Source organism: Paraburkholderia sp. BR14312, from assembly GCF_040948675.1.
Classification (GTDB): domain Bacteria; phylum Pseudomonadota; class Gammaproteobacteria; order Burkholderiales; family Burkholderiaceae; genus Paraburkholderia; species Paraburkholderia nodosa_A.
On record NZ_JBFPKI010000001.1, the window covers coordinates 1,145,838 to 1,164,725 of the forward strand.

The 18,888-nt window shown below is 65.6% G+C and carries 18 protein-coding genes and 1 pseudogene; 8 read left to right on the forward strand and 11 right to left on the reverse strand.

The features are described from left to right. Positions 1-179: 179 nt before the first annotated feature. Positions 180-1,661 carry an alkaline phosphatase family protein gene (locus tag AB3X98_RS05185; protein WP_368604430.1) on the forward strand — a complete coding sequence of 494 codons (1,482 nt, stop codon included), beginning with the start codon at positions 180-182 and terminating at the stop codon, positions 1,659-1,661. A gap of 38 nt (positions 1,662-1,699) precedes the next feature. Here AB3X98_RS05185 and AB3X98_RS05190 read toward each other — a convergent pair whose 3' ends face one another. From AB3X98_RS05190 to AB3X98_RS05205, 4 genes are all read right to left on the reverse strand, one after another. Then, positions 1,700-2,308 carry a membrane integrity-associated transporter subunit PqiC gene (locus AB3X98_RS05190; protein WP_368610223.1) on the reverse strand — a complete coding sequence of 203 codons (609 nt, stop codon included), beginning with the start codon at positions 2,306-2,308 and terminating at the stop codon, positions 1,700-1,702. Beyond that, complete coding sequence (locus AB3X98_RS05195) at positions 2,308-3,606, reverse strand: MlaD family protein (RefSeq protein WP_342948784.1); 1,299 nt, start codon at positions 3,604-3,606, stop codon at positions 2,308-2,310. Before AB3X98_RS05195 ends, AB3X98_RS05190 begins: the two co-directional genes overlap by 1 nt. Continuing rightward, entirely contained in the window at positions 3,603-4,808 is a 1,206-nt protein-coding gene (locus AB3X98_RS05200; protein ID WP_368604429.1) for a paraquat-inducible protein A, read from the reverse strand. The genes AB3X98_RS05195 and AB3X98_RS05200 overlap by 4 nt, the downstream gene beginning before the upstream one ends. A gap of 101 nt (positions 4,809-4,909) precedes the next feature. Further along, positions 4,910-5,179 carry a CsbD family protein gene (locus AB3X98_RS05205; protein WP_069266645.1) on the reverse strand — a complete coding sequence of 90 codons (270 nt, stop codon included), beginning with the start codon at positions 5,177-5,179 and terminating at the stop codon, positions 4,910-4,912. 416 nt (positions 5,180-5,595) lie between these two features. On the opposite strand from AB3X98_RS05205, the gene AB3X98_RS05210 reads away from it, so the two are divergent. Further along, positions 5,596-5,844 carry a hypothetical protein gene (locus tag AB3X98_RS05210; RefSeq protein ID WP_069266644.1) on the forward strand — a complete coding sequence of 83 codons (249 nt, stop codon included), beginning with the start codon at positions 5,596-5,598 and terminating at the stop codon, positions 5,842-5,844. A gap of 46 nt (positions 5,845-5,890) precedes the next feature. Here AB3X98_RS05210 and AB3X98_RS05215 read toward each other — a convergent pair whose 3' ends face one another. Next, positions 5,891-6,355 (reverse strand): LEA type 2 family protein, encoded by a 465-nt coding sequence (locus AB3X98_RS05215; protein ID WP_069266643.1) that lies wholly within the window; start codon positions 6,353-6,355, stop codon positions 5,891-5,893. A gap of 331 nt (positions 6,356-6,686) precedes the next feature. Here AB3X98_RS05215 and AB3X98_RS05220 point away from each other — a divergent pair. Beyond that, positions 6,687-6,830 (forward strand): annotated as a pseudogene (locus tag AB3X98_RS05220) (GGDEF domain-containing protein); the annotation flags it as partial. A 595-nt stretch (positions 6,831-7,425) separates the two neighbouring features. Next, the gene (locus tag AB3X98_RS05225; RefSeq protein ID WP_069266641.1) at positions 7,426-8,205 is read left to right on the forward strand and encodes an ABC transporter substrate-binding protein; all 780 of its coding nucleotides are present in this window, start codon (positions 7,426-7,428) and stop codon (positions 8,203-8,205) included. 77 nt (positions 8,206-8,282) lie between these two features. Here the strand turns inward: AB3X98_RS05225 and AB3X98_RS05230 are convergent, their stop codons facing one another. Then, on the reverse strand, positions 8,283-9,179 hold the full coding sequence (locus AB3X98_RS05230) for an AraC family transcriptional regulator N-terminal domain-containing protein (RefSeq protein WP_368604428.1): 897 nt from the start codon (positions 9,177-9,179) through the stop codon (positions 8,283-8,285). A 154-nt stretch (positions 9,180-9,333) separates the two neighbouring features. Between AB3X98_RS05230 and AB3X98_RS05235 the strand changes: the two genes are divergently transcribed. After that, positions 9,334-10,113, forward strand: coding sequence for an SDR family oxidoreductase (locus AB3X98_RS05235; protein ID WP_342948788.1), 780 nt, complete (start codon positions 9,334-9,336; stop codon positions 10,111-10,113). Between the two features lie 21 nt (positions 10,114-10,134). On the opposite strand, the gene AB3X98_RS05240 is transcribed toward AB3X98_RS05235, so the two are convergent. Further along, positions 10,135-10,338 (reverse strand): DUF3079 domain-containing protein, encoded by a 204-nt coding sequence (locus AB3X98_RS05240; protein ID WP_342948789.1) that lies wholly within the window; start codon positions 10,336-10,338, stop codon positions 10,135-10,137. 232 nt (positions 10,339-10,570) lie between these two features. Between AB3X98_RS05240 and AB3X98_RS05245 the strand changes: the two genes are divergently transcribed. The 3 genes from AB3X98_RS05245 to AB3X98_RS05255 all read left to right on the forward strand — a co-directional run bounded on the left by AB3X98_RS05245 (position 10,571) and on the right by AB3X98_RS05255 (position 14,732). After that, positions 10,571-13,093, forward strand: coding sequence for a penicillin acylase family protein (locus AB3X98_RS05245; protein WP_368604426.1), 2,523 nt, complete (start codon positions 10,571-10,573; stop codon positions 13,091-13,093). Positions 13,094-13,358: 265 nt separating this feature from the next. Beyond that, complete coding sequence (locus AB3X98_RS05250) at positions 13,359-13,919, forward strand: hypothetical protein (protein ID WP_368604425.1); 561 nt, start codon at positions 13,359-13,361, stop codon at positions 13,917-13,919. Positions 13,920-14,219: 300 nt separating this feature from the next. Further along, on the forward strand, positions 14,220-14,732 hold the full coding sequence (locus AB3X98_RS05255; RefSeq protein ID WP_368604424.1) for a hypothetical protein: 513 nt from the start codon (positions 14,220-14,222) through the stop codon (positions 14,730-14,732). 278 nt (positions 14,733-15,010) lie between these two features. On the opposite strand, the gene AB3X98_RS05260 is transcribed toward AB3X98_RS05255, so the two are convergent. From AB3X98_RS05260 to AB3X98_RS05275, 4 genes are read right to left on the reverse strand one after another with little or no spacing between them, the layout of a single operon-like run. Further along, on the reverse strand, positions 15,011-15,910 hold the full coding sequence (locus tag AB3X98_RS05260; protein WP_368604423.1) for a transporter substrate-binding domain-containing protein: 900 nt from the start codon (positions 15,908-15,910) through the stop codon (positions 15,011-15,013). Then, a complete protein-coding gene (locus AB3X98_RS05265; protein WP_256094886.1) occupies positions 15,903-16,763 on the reverse strand; it encodes an ABC transporter permease in 861 nt (286 codons plus the stop codon). The genes AB3X98_RS05260 and AB3X98_RS05265 overlap by 8 nt, the downstream gene beginning before the upstream one ends. Continuing rightward, complete coding sequence (locus AB3X98_RS05270; RefSeq protein WP_368604422.1) at positions 16,744-17,598, reverse strand: ABC transporter ATP-binding protein; 855 nt, start codon at positions 17,596-17,598, stop codon at positions 16,744-16,746. Before AB3X98_RS05270 ends, AB3X98_RS05265 begins: the two co-directional genes overlap by 20 nt. Continuing rightward, positions 17,595-18,680, reverse strand: coding sequence for an ABC transporter substrate-binding protein (locus tag AB3X98_RS05275; RefSeq protein ID WP_368604421.1), 1,086 nt, complete (start codon positions 18,678-18,680; stop codon positions 17,595-17,597). Before AB3X98_RS05275 ends, AB3X98_RS05270 begins: the two co-directional genes overlap by 4 nt. Positions 18,681-18,888 lie beyond the last annotated feature (208 nt).

The window sequence follows — 18,888 nt, forward strand, 5'->3', positions numbered from 1 at the left end:
CTGACCTCCCTCGTCCTCCTCTCTCATCGCCACACTCCGAGCGTGTCGTGGCTGCACCACAGCGGGCGCGAGGCTTGCGGGCAAAGGCCGTCCGCTGCTCGCCGTCGCGAGCGCGTTTCGCTTCGCGGCAGCGAGGCACGGGCGGATTGCCAGCGCCGCATCCAACCAGGAGACGTGTCATGGGAGACGACAATAGCCCGCATCACGGATACGACCGGCGCCGCTTTCTTGCCGGCGTAGCGGCGGTTGCCGGCAGCGTTGCATTATCGGGCTGCGGTGGCGGAGGCGGTGACGACCCGGCCGGCCAGAACGGCGACGCGCCCGCGCCCTCGGTCGGCGACGTTCCCTCGCCGGACGGCGCTGACCGTTATAGCTTGCCGCGTCCGGCGTTGCCGAATCCCGCGAGTTCGGGCATCGACTTCATCGTGCTCGTCACGATGGAAAATCGTTCCTTCGACCACTTCCTCGGCTGGGTGCCGGGCGCCGAAGGCATGCCCGCGAACCGGCAGTTCAAGGACGCGTTCGGCGCGACGCAAACGCCGTTTTCGCTCGCAGCGAATTCCGCCTATGGCTACCAGGCGTGCGCGTACCAGGACCCCAATCACAGCTACGACGGCGCGCGTACGCAACTCGCTTCGGGCGCGATGAACGGCTTTCTCCTCACGCCGGGCACGAGCCTGCATCAGGGCGACTTGCTGCCCATCGGTTACTACACTTCGGCCGATGTGCAGTTCTTCGACGCGGTCGCGAGCAGTTACACGATCGGCGACTTCTACTTCACCGGCATCCTCACCAGCACGTTTCCCAATCGCCTTTATCTGCACAGCGGCGCCACGGATCGCCTCGACGACAGTATCGACAATTCGACGCTCCCCACGATCTGGGACAGGCTCAGCGCCGCGAATATCGGCTGCAACTACTACTATCACGACGTGCCGTTCACGGCGCTTTACGGCAGGCGCCATGTCGGCATTTCGCGTCCGTTTGCGGATTTTGTCGCGCATGCCGGGACGGGTACGCTGCCGCCGTTCTGCATGGTCGATCCGGCATTCGCGGGCGAGCCGCAAGGCACTTCCGCGGACGATCATCCGCACGCGGACATCCGCAACGGCGAGGCGTTTCTCGGGCAGGTGTACGAAGCGCTGCGCACGAGTCCGACCTGGAACCGCACGCTGATGATCGTCGTGTATGACGAGTGGGGCGGCTTTCTCGAGCACGTGGTGCCGCCCACGAGGCCGATCAGCAAGAACGAGCTCGCACTCGGCAACGACGGCAAGCTGGGTTTTCGCGTGCCGCTCGCGCTGCTGGGGCCGCGCGTTCGCGCGGGCACGGTCACGCGCTATCCGTTCGACCCGAGTTCGATTCACGCGCTGCTGCAATGGCGCTTCGGCTTGCAGCCGCTCGGCGTGCGCAGCAGCGATTCGGCGACCTTCAATCTGGCCTATGCGCTCGATTTCACCGATGCGCCGCGCACAGACGCGCCTGCGTTCACGATTGCCCAAGGCACGTTCGGCGGGGAGTGCTCGGGGATCCCCGGGGTGTCGCCGTCGAATCCGGTGTCGTCGATCGATCAGTCGCAGCTCGCGACCAACCCGAACGTGGACCGCTTCGCGGACCTGCGCGCCAAGGCGGCGTCGTTAGGATTCCAGACGGGAGGTTAGCGCTGCGGGGAGGGCTGCCTGTGTCAGCGATCGCCGTGTCAGCGCACGGCGATCGATGCGGCGATCCGGACGGCGAGCTCGCCGAGCACGCGACTGAGCGCAGCGGCTTGCGCCGCCGCATCGTGACCCTCGACCGGCGCGCTTAGCGCCGCCTCCTGGCTCATTGTGGTTCGTGCGGGCTGACCCGCGAGCAGCGTCCACGCCACTTGCAGCGTGAGCGTGCCGCCCGCGCTCGCGTTGCAGTCGAGCACGGTGACGACGAGCGTGCGCGTGCCGACGGGCGCGGGCGCGTCCGGAAAAACGAATGCGCCGGGCGGCAGGCGCGGCAGCAGGTCCTGCGCGAGCGTGCTGCGCATCATCTGCCCGAGCGGCGCCCCCCAGCGGTCGTTGTCGTCGACGGCGAGCCGGTTGGGCGCGACATGCGTCACCACTTCGGGCCGGTCGAGCACGGCGGGAATATGCACCGCGCCCAGCTGCACCGGCGCCATGGCGGCGGTGGCAAGCGGCGCTTGCGCAGGCGTCGCGTTGAGCGTGACGTAACGCGTGGGTGCGCTGTGGCCACATGCGGTGATCGCGACGACGATACCCGCGAGCACGGCCGCATCTAGCAGTCGCGCGATCGAAGCCCGGCTCGCTTGGCGGCGCATCATTGGCTCTCCTCCTGCGCCTTGCCGCGCAGCAGCGCTTCGGGATGCCGGTCGAGATAGTCGGCTAGCGCGCGAACCGAGCGCGCGGTATCCGTCAGCTCGCGCAGCGCGGCGGGCAGGTCGTTCTGGCTCGAGGCGTCGGCGCCCAGCGTGCGATTGGCCGCCGCGACGGTGCGATCGGCTTCGTTCGCCGTCTCGCGCAGCTGCGCGACGAGCGGGCCGATCTTGGGCGACACCTGCGCGAGCGTCTGATCGATTTGCGCAACCGAGCGGTCGATATGCATGAGGCTGTCGCGGATCTGCGGCGAGGCGCTGATGGCGTTCACGTGCGCGGCAATGCTGCGCACTTCGTCGCCCGTTTGCTTGATCGGCAGGTCGTCGATCTTCCGGATCACCTCGCCGGCGCGCGAGGTCATGGTATCGAAATCGGCGGGGGCGACGCTCGGGATCACGGGGAGCCCGCTGTCGGCGGTGAGCGTCGCGCCCGCTGCGCCCGCAACGAAGTCGAGATTGACCTTGCGCGGCCCGACGAGCGGCGGGTCCTGCGAAAGGCGCGCGCGCAGCCCGTCGGCGACGAGGTGATCGAGCATGCCGTCGACGAGCGGCCGCCAGTTGCCGTCCGCGGGCGGCGGTGCGCCGACGATGCCAAGCTGCGACGGGTCCAGCGCGAGTTGAACCGGGGTGCTCAGCGCGCCAGTGCGCACGTCGTAGCTCAGGCGCACGCTCGTGACGGTCCCCACGGGAAAGCCGCGCAGGTCCACTTCCGAGCCGGTCTCCAGGTTGCCGACCGCGCCGTCGAAGCGCACCGCATAGCGCACCATCGGACCGTGTTCGGGCGCAAGCGGCGGCCGGCGATCGCTGCCGTCGAAGTGGTCGGCATGTTTGCCGGGACCGGGCTCCATGACGATTTCGGGTCCCGAAAGCATGGCCTTCAGCGAGGCAGGGTCGCTCAAATCCACCTTCGCGCCGCGCAGGTAAAACCGCGTGCCCGAGCGCAAATACGGATTCTCCGCCCGGTCGATCCGGAGCTTTGCTTCGACATGCTGACCATCTGGCGCGAGCGACACGTCCGAGACGGCGCCCACTTTCACGCCGTGCAGCGTGACGATCGTGTCGTCGGGCTTCATGCCGTAGGCATTGTCGAACGTCACGACAACCGTCTCGCCGTCATGGACGAGCGCGCGCAGGCCGAGCCATCCCGTCGCGCCGATGGCGGCAATCGGCACGGCCCAGATCCAGCCGGGCCAGGCGCTGCGCCGCACTTCGGCTTGCGTGCGATGGCGATGCGGGCCGCTCATGGCTTTCTCCGCCTATGCACGTCCCACATCATGCGCGGGTCGAAGCTGCGCGAGGCCAGCATCGTGAAGAAGACGACGAGTGCAAACGCCGTCGCGCCGGTGTCGGGTCTCGCCACCGCCACGCCATCGAAGTGGATCAGCGGCACGAATGCCGCGATCGTGAAGACGTCGACGTTCGACCAGCGGCCCAGTTCGTCGATCCAGCGATAAAGATGGGCCTTGGCGCGCAGGTGCCGGCGCGAATGGCGCAAGACCGAGGTGATGAACCACACCATGCCGCCGAGCTTCGCAAGGGGAATGACGATGCTCGTGCCAATGATCAGGATGCCGAACGGCCATAGTCCGACGTGAAAGAGCTGATAGACGCCGTCGATGATGCGGTGCGAGTCGTAATGCCCGAGTTGCCGCGACATGGTCATCGGATAGAAGTTGGCGGGCACGGTGAGCACGAGCGCCGCGAGCGTGAGCGCGGCCGCGCGCACCACGGCGTCCGGCTTGCGCGCGCGCAGTTTCCGGCCGCAGCGCGGGCATGGCCGGCCTTCATGCGAAATGGGCACGACGAGGTCGCACACGGGGCAGGACAGCGCGCCATGCCCGTGCGGCGCCTGTTGGTCGGGGACGATGGCGCGCCAGACGGTGCGGCGATCGAGCGAGGCGCGCGTGAGCATCGACATGAGCGCGGCAAGGATGAAACAGTAGCCGCCCGCCCCGATCGTTCCCGTGAGGTTCTGCGTGACGCGCGCATAGCCGACGAGGCAACCGGCGAGGTAGACGTCGGGCATGGCCCAGATGTCGAGCGCGATGGACCAGCGAAAGAGCGTGCCGATATGCCTGAATCGCACACCGAAGCCGACCAGTCCCAGCACGATCATGAGCAGGCCGAAGCGTCCGAACGGCAGCACGATGCCGAATGCGCCGAGCAACAGCGCGAGCGCGAGCCAGCCGTCGCGCCAGATCGACACGATGCCCGACGCGAGAACGGATGAACGATCGGCGCCGAGCATGTGCACCGTCATCAGCGGCGCGAGGTTGGCGGGGAACAGCAGGACGAAGGTCGTGATGGCGCAGGCGAGCGAAGCGGTGATGCTGCGCCCGCTGCGCCGCTCGAGCGGGTAGTGGCAGATCCTGCAGCGCGCGAGCATGCGCGGGCCGAGCGGAGGGATGTCCTCGAGGGCGCCGCATTCGGGACAGCCGATCGTCATGGGCGGAGCTCCTGACTACGCCTCGCGATGACACACGATTCGCATCAGTGAGGCGATTTCACGACCATGCGCATAAAGCGTTCCCGAGCCGGGGCTGGCTTTCAGCCTTCGGATTTATTGCGGTTCAAGACCCATGCCGCGCCGAGCGCGAAGCCGACAGCGGCGGCGAGCCCGAGCGCGGTCATGGGCTTGTCGGCGACGTTGTCGCGTGTTGCGTCGGCCGCATCGTTCAAGGCCTGTTGGGATTTGCCGTACAGCACCTTTGCCTTGCCGGCCAGGCCCATGGCGGGGTCGCGCAGCATGCGGCCGGCCAGGTGCTGCGCTTCTCCCGCGACCTCGTTCGCGATGGCGTGTGCGTGTCTCGTGTCCATGATCGTGCTCCTGTGTGCTCAGGGTGGGTCATTGAATTTGCGCGCTCCACTTGCGCAATGACGGTGGAGCAACGCGAATGCCCGCAGTGCAGCGATCGATGAAACACGGGCGAATCAGCGCTCGCGCGCAAGCATCAGCGCGGCGGTGAGCTAATCAAGGCCGGTAGGCCTGGCGAGATGCCGATCGAAGCCGGCCTGCGCGTTGCGCTGCACGCCGGGGCGACGCTTTCCGAGGTGAAAGGCACGTCGGGCCTGACTTATTTCGATGCCTGAATAGCGCGGGGCGCAGGAACATGCGATGCGAATTTAAAGGTATCCGAAGTCCGATTGGCTGAGCATGCCGGCATGCCCGATGCACCGTATCAATGGGGATGCCGCGGGTTGGAACATCGGAGTGAGTTGGGAGGGAAACGACGATGCGCAGGAAATCACGCTCATTGCGAGCGATGGCCGATAAATGGCTCTTCTTGCGGCCGGACACGCAAGTGCATGTGACGCGTGTTGCGCAGGGTGCGAGGAAGCATCGGTCGTGCGTCTATGTCAGCGCGGTCGGCGCCGTCGGCGAATCGGGCATGTTCTTCTTTCGTCACGACGACGGCAGCTGGTACATCTTTCCGCCGGACGAAGCGCGTCCGGCGCTCGGCGTCGAGGGCCGTGACGTTTGAGCGCCGAAGCAAGCTGCGACACGCCCGGCCGGCGCGCTGGCGCCGTTCACGGGCCGAACAGGCCCTGCGTTGGCAGCGACAGGTTGCCGTGATCGACGAAGCGTGTGCCGCCGCCGATGCCGCCCGCCAGGCGCCCGCGTATTTCGTAGGGAATGTTGCCGGCCTGTGCGCTGCCCGCAAAGGCGAAAGCCTGCCGGACGGCGGAGAGTGCCGGCACGGTCAGCGGCACGATGATCACCGCTTCGCCGAAGCGCGGCACGACGCCGCTTTGATCGCTTACGCCGCTCGCGAACGATTGACCGTTCAGGTCCAGTTGCAGTGACACGCCGCTAAATTCGACCGGCGTGTCGTTGGGATTCTGGATGCGCAACTTCACGTTGAAGCGCATTTCCATGCCTTCGCCCTGGAGTGGCTCCAGCCCCGCCACGTTGACCCGCAGCGGGTCTCCCGTCAACCCCGCGCAGCCGCCAAGCCAGAACAGCACACAAAGCAAGGCGCAAACAAGTCGCATTGAGCGCCTGACGTCAGGTGCTGGCATGGCGAGTACCTCGTCTGGAGAGTCTGCGGGTGCCGCTTAGTGTAGCGTCGATCCTTCGCGGATTTCGCGCTGTGCGCCCGACTGTTGCCGGCCCCCGAGTTTCGATTCGCGTGTTCGAGCGGGCGGAGTCGACCGGATCGATCCGGATTGCATGGATTCGGGCCAAACCTGGGATACGATACGTCCCCGACGCTTAAGCGATATGCGCCACACGCGGCCTGGATTCTTTCAATCTGCTTTCGCTGGTCGTCGTGCTGCTCCTGCAGGGCACGCGCCAGTTTTTTGGCATGCGTGCCGTGTGGCGGTGCAGCCGTCGCCCTCGAACGTGGTGCTGCTCGGCCTTGCGATCGTCACGTTGCCTTGCATGTCTATCGGCATGGTGATGCTCGCTCACGATCGGATACCTGGGCGCATGGAAAAACTCGCGACGATCGACGAACTGACGGGCGCCTCGGTCGACTTCAGCCGCGAGGTGCAGACCGTCCTCTATTCGCGCAACGACGGCGACGTGCAGATCATGGAGGGCCCGCAGGTTCAGTGGTTCGACACCCTCTGCAAGCGCAGTCTGGAAAGCGGGCGGCGCGTGGTCAGCAACGTCAAGGATATCCGGGGCGATTCGCGGGCGGCCTCCGAACTCGGGATTTGCACCTATGCGAGCGCACCGGTCTGCGCGCAAGGCGGCGCCGTGATCGGTACGCTATGCGCCATCAGCCGGAACATCTCGCACAACGCGCCCTGATCGACGACATGACGGAACTGCCCAACCGGCGCGCGTGGCTCGCGCCGGCAAGAGCAACTGGACATTCGGGTAAGTCTTCGGCTGCCGCTTTCAACCCCCTTTAGGGTCTTCCCTGCCATAGGTGTTTCCGCCTGTTTTTGACGACTCGACGCGCGTATTCTGGACTGCTACCTTGCCGGGCGCAGGTGCACCCGCAGCGTCGATCACGTTTGCGGCGTGCGCCGCGAGGGAATGTCCGCGCCGCAACCATGCGGGCGGTGTTTATGTTCTTGACCACCTTGATATCCAGAACCGAGGGGATCCCATGAAAAAGTTGTTTGCAGCCGTATCTATTGCCTTGATCGCCTCCACGGCCAGCGTCGGCGCCTTTGCGGCGGACACCATTCGCTTCGGTGTCGATGCAAGCTATCCGCCGTTCGAATCGAAAGCGCCGGACGGCAAACTGGTCGGCTTCGACATCGATCTCGGCAACGAGATCTGCCACCGTCTGAATGCCAAATGTGTCTGGATCGAGAACGACTTCGACGGCATGATCCCGGCGCTGAAGGCGCGCAAGTTCGACGGCGTGCTTTCGTCGATGTCCATGACCCCGGCGCGCAAAGAGCAGATCGCGTTCTCGGACAAGCTGTTCAACACGCCGACGCGTCTCGTCGCCAAGACGGGTTCGGGCATCATGCCGACCGCCGAATCGCTCAAGGGTAAGCGCGTGGGCGTGGAGCAGGGCACGATTCAGGAGGCCTACGCAAAGGCGCATTGGGCAACGGCAGGTGTTGAGGTCGTGCCTTACCAGAACCAGGACCAGGTTTATCAGGACCTGCTGGCCGGCCGCGTGGACGCCGCGCTGCAAGACGCCGTGCAGGCCGACGTGGGCTTCCTGAAGACGCCGCGCGGCAAGGGCTACAGCTTCGCGGGCGGCGACCTCGACGATCCGGCAACGCTCGGCAACGGCGCCGGCATCGGCCTGCGCAAGGAAGACGCCGCGCTCAAGACGAAGATCGACGGCGCGATCGCCAGCATCATCAAGGACGGTACGTACAAGAAGATCGAGAAGAAGTACTTCGACTTCGACGTGTATGGCAAGTGATGTGACGCGTCCAGCGTGACGTGTGCACGGCGCGAGAGCGGATGCACCGCTCTCGCGCTGCGTGTCAGCGGAGCGTGCTACGCGGCCTCGCGCAGTGCCTTCGCTTGAGTCGAGTCTTTTTTCGGTGGCGCTCCGAACATTCGCGTGTATTCGCGGCTGAACTGCGAGGCGCTCTCGTATCCCACTTCGAAGGCGGCGGCCTGTACGCTCATCGACAGCGAAAGCAGCAGTCTGCGCGCTTCCAGCAGCCGCAGCTGCTTCTGGTACTGAAGGGGCGGTAGCCCGGTCAGCGCCTTGAACTGCCGGTGGAACGCCGAAGCGCTGAGCTGGGCGACTGCCGCCAGGTCTTCCACCCGCACGGGTTCGGCAAACCGCACACGCAAGTTTTCCACCGCGCGCAGCAGGCTGTGAGAAGGGCTTTCGGTCGACGCCAGCCTCGCGATTTCCGAACCGTTCGGACCGCTTAGCAACCAGTAGCAGATCTCGCGCATCAGCATGGGATACAGCATGCCGATGGCGTCCGGCGTGTCCAGCAGGCGCACGGCGCGCAGCGCGCAATCGGCGAGGGGGCCGTCGAAGTTCGCGACGAACACGCCGCGGCTTGCGTCCGCCGCCGGCACGGGCGCAGGCGACATCTCCTTTGCCACGGCGCGCAACATGGCCAGGTCCAGCTCGAGAATCAGAACCAGGCAAGGCTTGTCCGGGCTCGCCTCGAACACGCGGCCCCGCGACGGCGTTTCCACGCCGACCACGAGCGCTTGACCGGCGCGATACTCCAGTTGTTCCCCGCCAAAACTGGCCCATTTGGCGCCCTGGGCGACGATGCACAAAGCCGGCCGCGCCGAGCGAAACGTGGGCGGCGCGGGATGGTCGGAGCGCAGGATGAGCAGTCCGTCGACAGCGGTGCTGTATGGGCTCGTGCCCGGCTGTGTTTGCGTGTAGCGCAGCAGGGCGGCGGCCAGATCGTTTGTCATGGGGGCTGGATAAGAAACGCGCGACGGAAAGTGCGCGACGGTCCATCTTAGTCAGCGAAGCAGGATTAGGCAAGAATCGGGGAGATTCGGGTATTCACTCGCCGGTGCCGTCAGGCGCAGAATCGACGCTATCCAACCCAGCGAGAGGTGCCAAATGGCAACGAACAACGGCAGTCAGTCGGGCCCGAAAATCGCGGTCGTCACCGGAGGCAGCCGAGGGATCGGTCGCGACACGGTGCTGCGGCTGGCAAGCCGCGGCGTCCATACGGTTTTCACCTACAACACCAATCGAGACGAGGCGGAGAAGGTCTCTGCCGAGATCGCGCAAGCGGGCGGCCGGGCGATTGCCCTGCAGTTGAATATCGCGAATTCGGGTGCGTTCGACGACTTCGTCGCGCGCCTGCGAGAGGCGCTTGGGACGCTCAATGCAACGGGCTTCGATTATCTGGTGAACAACGCCGGTATCTCATCGACGGCCACGCTCGCAGCGGGCACCGAAGCGGAGCTCGACGCGCAGTTCGCGGTGCATTTCAAGGGGCCGTTCCTGCTGACGCAAAAGCTGCTGCCGCTCATTCATGACGGCGGCCGGATTGTGAACATCTCCTCGGGCCTTGCGCGTTTCGCGTACCCGGGCCGCTCGATTTATGGCCCGATGAAGGCGGCTGTCGAAGCGCTCACGCGCTATATGGCGCTCGAACTCGCGCCGCGCAGGATCGCGGTCAACGTCGTGGCGCCGGGCGCCATTGCCACCGACTTCAGCGGCGGTATCGTGCGGGACAATCCTGAGGTCAACAAGGCAGTGGCGGAACATACCGCGCTGGGCCGCGTGGGATTACCGACGGACGTGGGGCCCGTGATTGCCGGTCTACTATCGGATGACTTTGGCTGGGTGAACGCGCAACGCATCGAGGTGGCTGGCGGCATTCATATCTGATTGCGCGGTTGATTTCGCGCGTTAAGGCGTGACGCTTTTGCCGGACGCGTCGACTTCGATACCCCAGTCGCCCTGTTCGAGCCAGTCGTCGCCGAGCAGTTCGGCCGGATGCTGCGTGCGGCTCTGGCCGTTGCCGCATCGCATGTCGTTGGCCGGGCAGTAGTGGTCGCAGCCCCAGCACAGGCGCTCGGGGCGCAGCGGGTGAATCGGAAACTTCTTTGCCATGATGTCGCCCCTGTACGATCTCGGACGGAACGCAATATCGAGATTGTGTTCTTTCCGCGGCACGGTGGCAGATGGCAGACTGTCGCGCCCAGGAAGGGCGGTGAAGAGGTAGAAGGCCGCGTCGCTCTCCCTGCGTGTTGTTGCCACAGGGTCATGCTATGGTCGTACGGCGTCCGGCCGATCCGGTCGCTGCGCCTGGAAGCGCTGAACACAACGACCTGCGTGCTCCTCCATGACCCGTTCGAGTCCTTTCCCGCCAAAGCGGCGCCGTGCGTGGCCGCTGATTTTGCTGTGTGCCGTCGTCATCGTCCAGGCTGCCATGGTGCTGGCGGGCTGGCTGGCATTGCGCGGCAGCTTGCCACAGCTGGACGGCACGCGTGCCGTGCCGCTCTCCGCACCGGTAACGATCGGGCGCGATGCGCTCGGCGTGCCGACGGTACAGGGCGGCACGCGTGGCGACGTTGCGTATGCGAGCGGTTTCCTTCACGCGCAGGACCGCTTCTTCCAGATGGATTTGCTGCGCCGGGTCGCCGCTGGCGAAATGGCGGCACTCATCGGCCCGGCGGCGCTGCCGCTGGACCGACGCGACCGGCCCTTGCGCTTTCGCGAGCACGCGCAGGCGGCGCTCGCCGCGCTCTCCGCCGACCAGCGGGAGCTGATCGAGCGCTACACGGCGGGTGTCAACGACGGCCTGCGTTCGCTTCGCGCGCGGCCGTTCGAATACTGGCTGTTGCGCGCGCAACCGGCGCCGTGGCGTCCCGAAGACACAGTGCTCGCGGTCTACGCGATGTACTTCGATCTTCAGTATGACCAGGTGAGGCGCGTACTCTCTCGCGCGGCGTTGCGCGAGCGCGTGCCGGCCGATCTGCTTGCGTTCCTGCTGCCTGAGACGAGCCACTGGGACGCCCCGCTCGACGGGCAGCGCCCATTGGCGCAGCCGCCGGCGGCGCTGCCCGCCGCGCCGCCGTCATGGCTCCCGTCAACGCGGTCCGCCGTCGATGCCGAACCGGAGGCCAACGTACTTGTCGCCGGCCTGCCTGGTTTCGTGAGCGGCTTCGCGGGCGGCGGGAGCGCGGTCGATTCGATGGTCGGCAGCAACGGTTTCGCGGTCGACGGCGCGCACAGCGCACACGGCGGCGCGCTGCTCGCGAGCGACATGCACCTCGGCCTGTCGTTGCCGAACATCTGGTACCGGATCTCGCTCGTCTATCCTGCGCCCGAAGGCGGCGAGCGGCGCATCACGGGCGTCAGCTTGCCGGGTACACCGTTCGTCGTGGCCGGCAGCAACGGCCATATCGCCTGGGGCTTCACGAACAGCTATGGGCGCTTCGTCGATCTGGTCGAACTTCAACGCGATCCGGCCGATCCACTGCGCTACCGCGTCCCGAGCGGCGGATGGGAGCGCGCGCAGGTGATCCACGAGCGGCTCGACGTGAACGGCGGCGCGAGCGTCGATCTGCCGGTCGTCCAAACGCGCTGGGGGCCACAGATTGTGGCCGGCGAGCGCGCGTATGCATTGCATTGGGTCGCGCAGGATCCGCAGGCGACCAACATGAACTTCATGCGGCTCGAAGGCATCACGAACGTCGCCGACGCGCTGCATGCCGCGCAGACCTTCGGCATGCCGACGCAGAACTTCATGGTGGCCGACGCGCAAGGCCATATCGGCTGGACGCTCGCCGGGCCGCTGCCGCGCTTCGCGGATGCCAATGCGGACGCTGAAGTGGACGGTCAGGCGGCCGCGCTCGCGAGCATGCCGTACCTCTCCGGGACGTACGCCGGCTGGCAAGGGTATCGGACGCCCGATGCGTATCCCGTGCGCGTCGATCCGCCGGCCGGCCGCATCTGGACCGCGAATAACCGTACCCTGCCGCTGGAGGAAGTGGCGCAGATCGGCGACGCCGGCACCGATCTCGGCGCGCGCGCCACGCAGATTCGCAACGACCTCCTCGCGCTGCCGCACGCGGGCGAGCGCGACATGCTCGCGGTGCAGACCGACGATCGCGCGTTCTGGATCGAGTACTGGCGACGCGTTGCGCTCGACGCGCTCGATGCACGCGCGCTCGACGGCCATCCTCAACGCGCCGAATTCCAGCGCCTCGTTCAGGCGTGGGATGGCCGCGCCGAGGTGAATGCTGTCGGCTACCGGCTGGTGCGCGCGTTCTACGACTCGCTCTACGAAGCATGGTTCGGGGTACTTGACAAACAGATGGCCGCGATTGCGCCGGACCTCAGCTATCGCGCGGCGAACTCGCGTTACGAAGCGACGATGGAGACGCTGGCCGACCATCGCGCGTGGATACCGGGAGGCTTCGCGGACTGGCGCGCGTTCATGCTGGACCGCATCGATCACACGATCGCCCGGTTGCCCAAGGGCACCACGCTCGAAGAGGCGCGCTGGGGCGAGCGCAACCGCTCGACCATTGCGCATCCGTTCGCGCGCATGGTGCCGGCATGGCTGCCGTGGGTTCGCGGCTGGCTCAGCGCGCCGCACGACCCGCTCCCGGGCGACATCAACATGCCGCGCGTGCAGGCCCGGGCATTCGGCGCGTCCGAGCGTTTCGCGGTGTCGCCGGGGCGCGAACAGGACGGCATCTTCGAGATGCCGGGCGGGCAATCGGGCAATCCCATGTCGCCGTATTTCCTCGCGGGGCATGAAACGTGGGTGCATGGCGACGCGGCGCCGTTCTTGCCGGGCGCAGTGGTGCATACGCTGAAGCTCGTACCGGGCAGCGCGCAGCAGGCTGGAAACTGAGGGCTCTCAGCGTCATGGATGTCACGTCCCCCTCGAAATGCGGCGCGCGCAGCGGGTTAGCAGAACTCCGCTGACACCGCTAGAAGCGCTGGCTGATTCTCCCTATATCCGTTGCCCTCCTACCCTTGGTGGGGGGATTGCATCAAGCTTGGCGCCCTTGCGTCGAGGCTTTCTCTCGCCGTGATAGACATAAAACGGAATCGAATAAGGGGGCAGCCATGAGATGGCTCGATCGCATGACGGTGTTCAAAAAGCTGCTGACAGCATGCATCAGCAGATCGGTTTCGCGCCCGTGCCGGCAGGCGTGGACAACGCCGAACTCGTACGCCGCGCCATTGCGGCGAGTGTCGCGTTGGGAGACAGCGTCGCCGCGCTGATCGATTCGCTGCAACGCGAGGCCAAGAGTGCGCAGACCGAAGCCACGGTGCAATTCCAGCACATGCGCACCCTCATCGTGGCGACGCTGCTCGGTGCGGTCGCGACAGGCGCATTGCTGGCCTGGTTGATTTCGCAGCGGCTTTCGCGCCAGCTGGGCTGCGAGCCGGCTCACGCCATGGAAATCGCGGGCCGTATCGCGGCTGGCGATCTTTCGGTATCCATAGCAACGCATGCTGGCGATACGAGCAGCTTCCTGTACGCGCTCGGCGAGATGCGTGCGCAGCTAACCGGCATCGTCGCCGACATTCGCGCGGTCGCGCAAATGGACCAGGTCACGCAGCAAAACGCGGCCTTGGTCGAGCAGGCGGCTGCCGCGGCAAGCTCGATGGCCGATCAGGCGGCGCAGTTCCAGCAGGCGGTGTCGGTTTTCAGATTTGTGGGCGCTTGACGTAAAAGCGGATGCCGCAGCGATCGTTGCGGCATCGGAGCGTCATCGGGAAAGACCGCGTGCGTCGACTGGCCAGATCGCTTCCACGCGATCGCCCCGAAAGCAGAGGTCGCGTGTAAACGCCGCTGGCAACCCGTTCGGGGCGTGCAACCATGCTGCACCAGTATTGCACACGCCGTGGCCGGCCTCCGCGGAGCGCCGGCTTTTGCCGGTAGGACCAAGGTCTGATTGTCCGCATCCGCCACGGCCGCCATGATCTGCGTGTGTTGCTCGCCAGATTCGCTACTCAGGGGTGCGTGAATGGGGTCTCTGTCCAGTTTCGTGAAGCGCGCGTGGCTCGCCGCCGCGGTGCTGCTCGCGGCCGGTTGCGCCCAGCCGTGGCAAAGCATCGAACCGGGCAGCGACCAGTCTGCGTTGATCGCGCGTCTCGGGCCGCCGCGCGAAACCTATAACCTGCCGGACGGCGGCAAACGTCTCATGTGGCCGACCCAGCCGATGGGGTCGACGAACACCGTCGCCGACATCGACGCGAGCGGCAAGGTCGTGAGTGTGCGTCAGGTCATGCAGGAGAGCGAGTTCTATCGGGCGAAAGTCAACGAGTGGACACGCAACGATGTCCTGATCAATTTCGGCCGGCCCGCGGAGACGGCCTACTTTTCGCGCATGCAGCGGGAAGTCTGGTCCTACCGCTACATCGCGAACAACATCGACTACATGATGTTTCACTTCTACTTCGACGATCAGGGCATCTTGCGGCTCACGCAGAAGACGCCCGACCCAATGCGCGACCGGAACCTGAGGCGCGGGTTCTAGACCGGGTTCCGTTTAGAGGCGTGTGTGCGTAACGCCCAGGATTCGACGACTCTGCACCGCCTCGCGCGTGCGTGGCTATCGGCTGCGCTACTCGTGCTGCCTGGCGTCTTGCGCGCCATGGAGTTCAATATCTACTGAAGCTTTGCGCGAGCGCCGCTTTCGTTACCGGCTAAGGGCAGAGCAAGGGCATGGATTCGAAACTCGCGCAATGCGTGCGGCCACAAGGCGTGCCTGTTGAAAAGCTGCCAGCTGCGCGTGGCAGAACTCAGGCGGCGCAGCTAGTGGCAATACAGGTCGTTTTCCGCGTTGAACATGTCGAACGCGAGGCTGATTGCCTGATCTTTGCGCACGGTCGCCAGCCAGCGGCTACGTTGCCACTGCGCCACCGTATTGCCGACAAAGACCGCGCTTGCCGCGTCGCCCGCGCGCGTGGCGATGAACGCCGCCTGCGCAGCGATGGTTCCGGGTAGCGGGCGATAGTAGGACCAGTCCGCCTGCTTGAGCAGCGCCTCGATCACGAATTCGTCGTCGACAAGGGCGGCGCAATCGCCCGCCTGGAACGCCAGCAGCGCATCGAGCGGCCGGTCGAATCCGCGCAGGTTCGCGTGGTACTCGCGCGCTGCGCGCCGTGCATAAGGGTTGCCCTGCGATGCGCAAATCGCGTGGCCGCTCAGGTCTCGCCATGTCCGCACGTTGCCATGATCCAGCACGAGCGCCATGCCACGGCCGCTCGAATACGAAGCCGGTGCGAACGCGACCCGCGCGTCGGGCGAGAAGTCCAGGCCGGCAATGGCGGCATCGGCTTTGCCCGCCTGCAGCGCGGCACGCGCGGCGGCCGGTTGGGCCAGCAGGAACTGCACAGGCAGCCCTGCGCGGCGAGCGAGGTCCGAAGCGAGCGCCGCCGCGAACGGGTCGGGCGAGCGCAGCGCGCGGTCGACCTTGCCGACATAAAGCGCAGGCGCGGGGCGCGGGGGCACCGCCACGATCAGCACGCCGCGTGCTGCCGCGGCTGCGAAAGGCAGGTCGCTTTCGGCAAGGGCGCGTGGCAACTCGCGGTTCAGCGCCCACGCGAGCAGCGCGAGTAATGCGAGCGCTGCGAACGTGGCCGTTAGCGCGGTGGCGGGCCAGCGCAGGTGCCGCGGAATTGCCGAAGCGTCGAGCTCAGCGTTCCTAGCCATTCTGCGCGAGTCCGACGCGCCAGCGCAGCAGTTGCCGTTCGAGTATCGACAGGCCCTGATTGATCAGCAGTCCAAATATGGCGAGCAGCACGATACCTGCGTACATATCGGGAATCTGAAACGTCTCCTGCGAATTGAGCGTATAGAAGCCGAGCCCCGAACGTGCCCCGATCATTTCCGCCGCCACCAGGGCCGTAATGCTGTAGGCGCCCGCCAGACGCACGCCTGTGAGGATCTGCGGCAACGCAGCCGGCAGCACGACCTTCGTCGCGATAAAGCGCTGCGAGGCGCCCATCGAGCGCGCGCAGTCGATCAGCACGCGCTCGACCTGTTTCACGCCCGCAATGGTGTTGAGCAGCACCGGCCAGAACGCGGCCCACACGACAATGGCGATCTTCGACGACTCGCCGATGCCGAGAAACAACATGAAAACGGGAAAGAGCGCAAACGCCGACACCTGCCGCAGCAGTTGAAAGACAGGATCGACGACGCGTTCGACGCGCTTGAACCATCCCAGCAGGAAGCCGCATGCAATGCCACCGGCCACGGCAAGCAGCAAACCGCTGATGGAGCGCACGGCGCTCGCACCGATATGGGTCCACGCGTCGCCGTTTTCGAAGAGCCGCGCGATGGCGAGGGCGACTTGTGAAGGCGGGCTCAGGTAAGCCGCGTTGACCACGCCGAGTCGGGGCAGCAACTCCCACAACAGGAGGAAGGCGGCGAGCGCGAGGGAGCGCTCCACGCCTACGTATAGGCGCGCGAAAGATGAAGCTGTGCGCGCGCGCTGAACGCTGTGCGAGGATTCGCGGACCGCGCCCGGGTTGGACATCGAGTCAGACATCGAATCGGACATGATCGGCTCCCTTCAATGCATGGGTTTGCGGCTGTGCGCCGAGTCGCGTGTCGAGTTCCGTGCTGAGGCTCGCCCATGCGCGCTGACGCAGCGCGACGAACGCCGCCGAGTGACGCAGCGCGGCGTCGCGCGGGCGCGGCAGGTCGACGTCGATGATCTCTTTCACGTGTCCGGGGCCGCGCCCAAGAATGGCGATGCGATCGGAGAGAAAGATCGCCTCGTCGATGCTGTGCGTGACGAACACGACGGTCGTGGCGCTTTGCTCCCAGATCGCGAGCAGTTCCTGCTGAAGCAATTCGCGCGTCTGTGCGTCGAGCGCGCCGAACGGCTCGTCCATCAGCAGGATCTCGGGGCCATAAGCGAGCGCACGCGCGATGGCCACGCGCTGGCGCATGCCGCCGGAAAGCTGATGCGGATAGTGATCCGCGAATTCCAGCAGGCCCACGAGGCGCAAAAAGCGTTCGGCCTCGCTGCGCCGCTCGACGCGTTTCATGCCACGAATTTCGAGTCCCGCCTCCACGTTCTTGCGCACAGTGCGCCACGGAAAGAGCGCGTAGCCCTGAAACACGAAGCCGAGCTTTTGCCGCACGGCGCTCACGGGGTCGCCGTCCACGCGAATATCGCCCGAGGTTGGCAGCGTGAGGCCGGCGAGCACGTTGAGGAAGGTCGACTTGCCGCAGCCGCTCGGGCCCAAAAGCGCCATGAATTCGCCTTCGCGTACGGCGAGATCGAAGCGGTTGAGGACCGTATGGTGCGTGTCCGTTTGCGCGTTGCTATAGGTGAGGGAGAGATCGCGCGCGACGATCTTCTCGCGTAGCGCAGTTGGCGTGCTCACGAGCGTGTTCCGTTCGGCAAGGGCGTCGCGCTGGCCTGGGCCTCGTGCTTCGCGAACGGATTGAAGTCGTTCGTGTAGACATCCTTGACGTTGACCTTGCCCTTCGGGATCTTGCCTGCCGTTTCGAGGATATCGATGTAGTACTGGATGGGCGGCTCCGTGACCACGAGATCCTTCACGTAGGCATACCGCTCCACGAGCCGAACGTCGATGCCGAGCCGCTCGGCCGTCAGCTTGCGCGCTTCGTCGGGATGCGCATTGACCCAGTTGCCCGCCTTCGCGATGGCCGTGACGAAGTCGCGCACCGCCTGCGGGTGGGCACGGGCGAACGCGCCGTTCACGCTATAGGGCGCCATGCCGCCAAGGCCGTGATCCTCGTCCCAGTCGCTCCACAGCTTGCGCAGTTGCGGATCGGCCTCCGCCGAGCCGGAAAAGGGCGGATGAATGATCGCGACATCCACGTTCTTCGTGACGAGCGCCTGCTCGGACTGATTGTCGGGCACGACGAGCCAGTTCACCTTCGATACATTCACACCGTGTTGCGCCAGATACTTTTTGGTCACGAACTCCGCGCACGCGCCGAAGCTATTGAACGCTACCGTTTTGCCTTCGAAGTCCTTCGGACCGAGAATGCCCGAATCCTTGCGCACGAAATACTTCATGTGCGGCGCGTCGGGCAGTGTTTCGCCGCCTGCGGAAATGACCTTGATATCGGCGCCGCTGGCAATCGCGGAGATGACGAGCGGCACCATGCGCGTGCCGAAATCGATATCGCCGGTGCCCACGAGCGGAATGATCTGCGGCGCGGAAATCTTGCCGACATATTTGGGCCGCGTGCTCGTGTTGTCGAAGTAGCCGAGCTTGTCGGCGAGATAGACCAGGTCGAACGCGGGATTGTCGGGGTACTTGAAGTAGGTGATTTGCTGCTGCGCCGGCGCCTGTCGGGTCGTGACAGACGCGTCTTGCGCCTGCTCCCCATGCGGCTTGCAACCGCCCTGGAGTACCAGGACCGCAGCGGCGCACGCGGCAAGCAGAACGGTTCCGGCGGAGCGCCGACGGATTTTCGGGGAGAACGCCTTCATGAGCGGAGACTCGGCAACGAGCAGGGTAGTGGATTGACGATGCTCGATGATTGTCGATCTGCAACGATTCCAGGCAAACCAACGAATTATGATTTGCTTAGTTGTTCGTATCGACAATGCGTCAATCCGGCTACTCTGCAGTTGCTTCGAAATATCCGCTGCGGCGGTGGTTTTGCTTTTTGCGTTGATTGGGTGCGAAAGGGGCGGG

Excerpts from the sequence above, each read along its gene's own strand:
- AB3X98_RS05185 (WP_368604430.1), top strand. The coding sequence starts at position 180 with ATGGGAGACGACAATAGCCCGCATCACGGATACGACCGGCGCCGCTTT.
- AB3X98_RS05190 (WP_368610223.1), bottom strand. The coding sequence starts at position 2,308 with ATGCGCCGCCAAGCGAGCCGGGCTTCGATCGCGCGACTGCTAGATGCG.
- AB3X98_RS05195 (WP_342948784.1), bottom strand. The coding sequence starts at position 3,606 with ATGAGCGGCCCGCATCGCCATCGCACGCAAGCCGAAGTGCGGCGCAGC.
- AB3X98_RS05200 (WP_368604429.1), bottom strand. The coding sequence starts at position 4,808 with ATGACGATCGGCTGTCCCGAATGCGGCGCCCTCGAGGACATCCCTCCG.
- AB3X98_RS05205 (WP_069266645.1), bottom strand. The coding sequence starts at position 5,179 with ATGGACACGAGACACGCACACGCCATCGCGAACGAGGTCGCGGGAGAA.
- AB3X98_RS05210 (WP_069266644.1), top strand. The coding sequence starts at position 5,596 with ATGCGCAGGAAATCACGCTCATTGCGAGCGATGGCCGATAAATGGCTC.
- AB3X98_RS05215 (WP_069266643.1), bottom strand. The coding sequence starts at position 6,355 with ATGCGACTTGTTTGCGCCTTGCTTTGTGTGCTGTTCTGGCTTGGCGGC.
- AB3X98_RS05225 (WP_069266641.1), top strand. The coding sequence starts at position 7,426 with ATGAAAAAGTTGTTTGCAGCCGTATCTATTGCCTTGATCGCCTCCACG.
- AB3X98_RS05230 (WP_368604428.1), bottom strand. The coding sequence starts at position 9,179 with ATGACAAACGATCTGGCCGCCGCCCTGCTGCGCTACACGCAAACACAG.
- AB3X98_RS05235 (WP_342948788.1), top strand. The coding sequence starts at position 9,334 with ATGGCAACGAACAACGGCAGTCAGTCGGGCCCGAAAATCGCGGTCGTC.
- AB3X98_RS05240 (WP_342948789.1), bottom strand. The coding sequence starts at position 10,338 with ATGGCAAAGAAGTTTCCGATTCACCCGCTGCGCCCCGAGCGCCTGTGC.
- AB3X98_RS05245 (WP_368604426.1), top strand. The coding sequence starts at position 10,571 with ATGACCCGTTCGAGTCCTTTCCCGCCAAAGCGGCGCCGTGCGTGGCCG.
- AB3X98_RS05250 (WP_368604425.1), top strand. The coding sequence starts at position 13,359 with ATGCATCAGCAGATCGGTTTCGCGCCCGTGCCGGCAGGCGTGGACAAC.
- AB3X98_RS05255 (WP_368604424.1), top strand. The coding sequence starts at position 14,220 with ATGGGGTCTCTGTCCAGTTTCGTGAAGCGCGCGTGGCTCGCCGCCGCG.
- AB3X98_RS05260 (WP_368604423.1), bottom strand. The coding sequence starts at position 15,910 with ATGGCTAGGAACGCTGAGCTCGACGCTTCGGCAATTCCGCGGCACCTG.
- AB3X98_RS05265 (WP_256094886.1), bottom strand. The coding sequence starts at position 16,763 with ATGTCCGATTCGATGTCTGACTCGATGTCCAACCCGGGCGCGGTCCGC.
- AB3X98_RS05275 (WP_368604421.1), bottom strand. The coding sequence starts at position 18,680 with ATGAAGGCGTTCTCCCCGAAAATCCGTCGGCGCTCCGCCGGAACCGTT.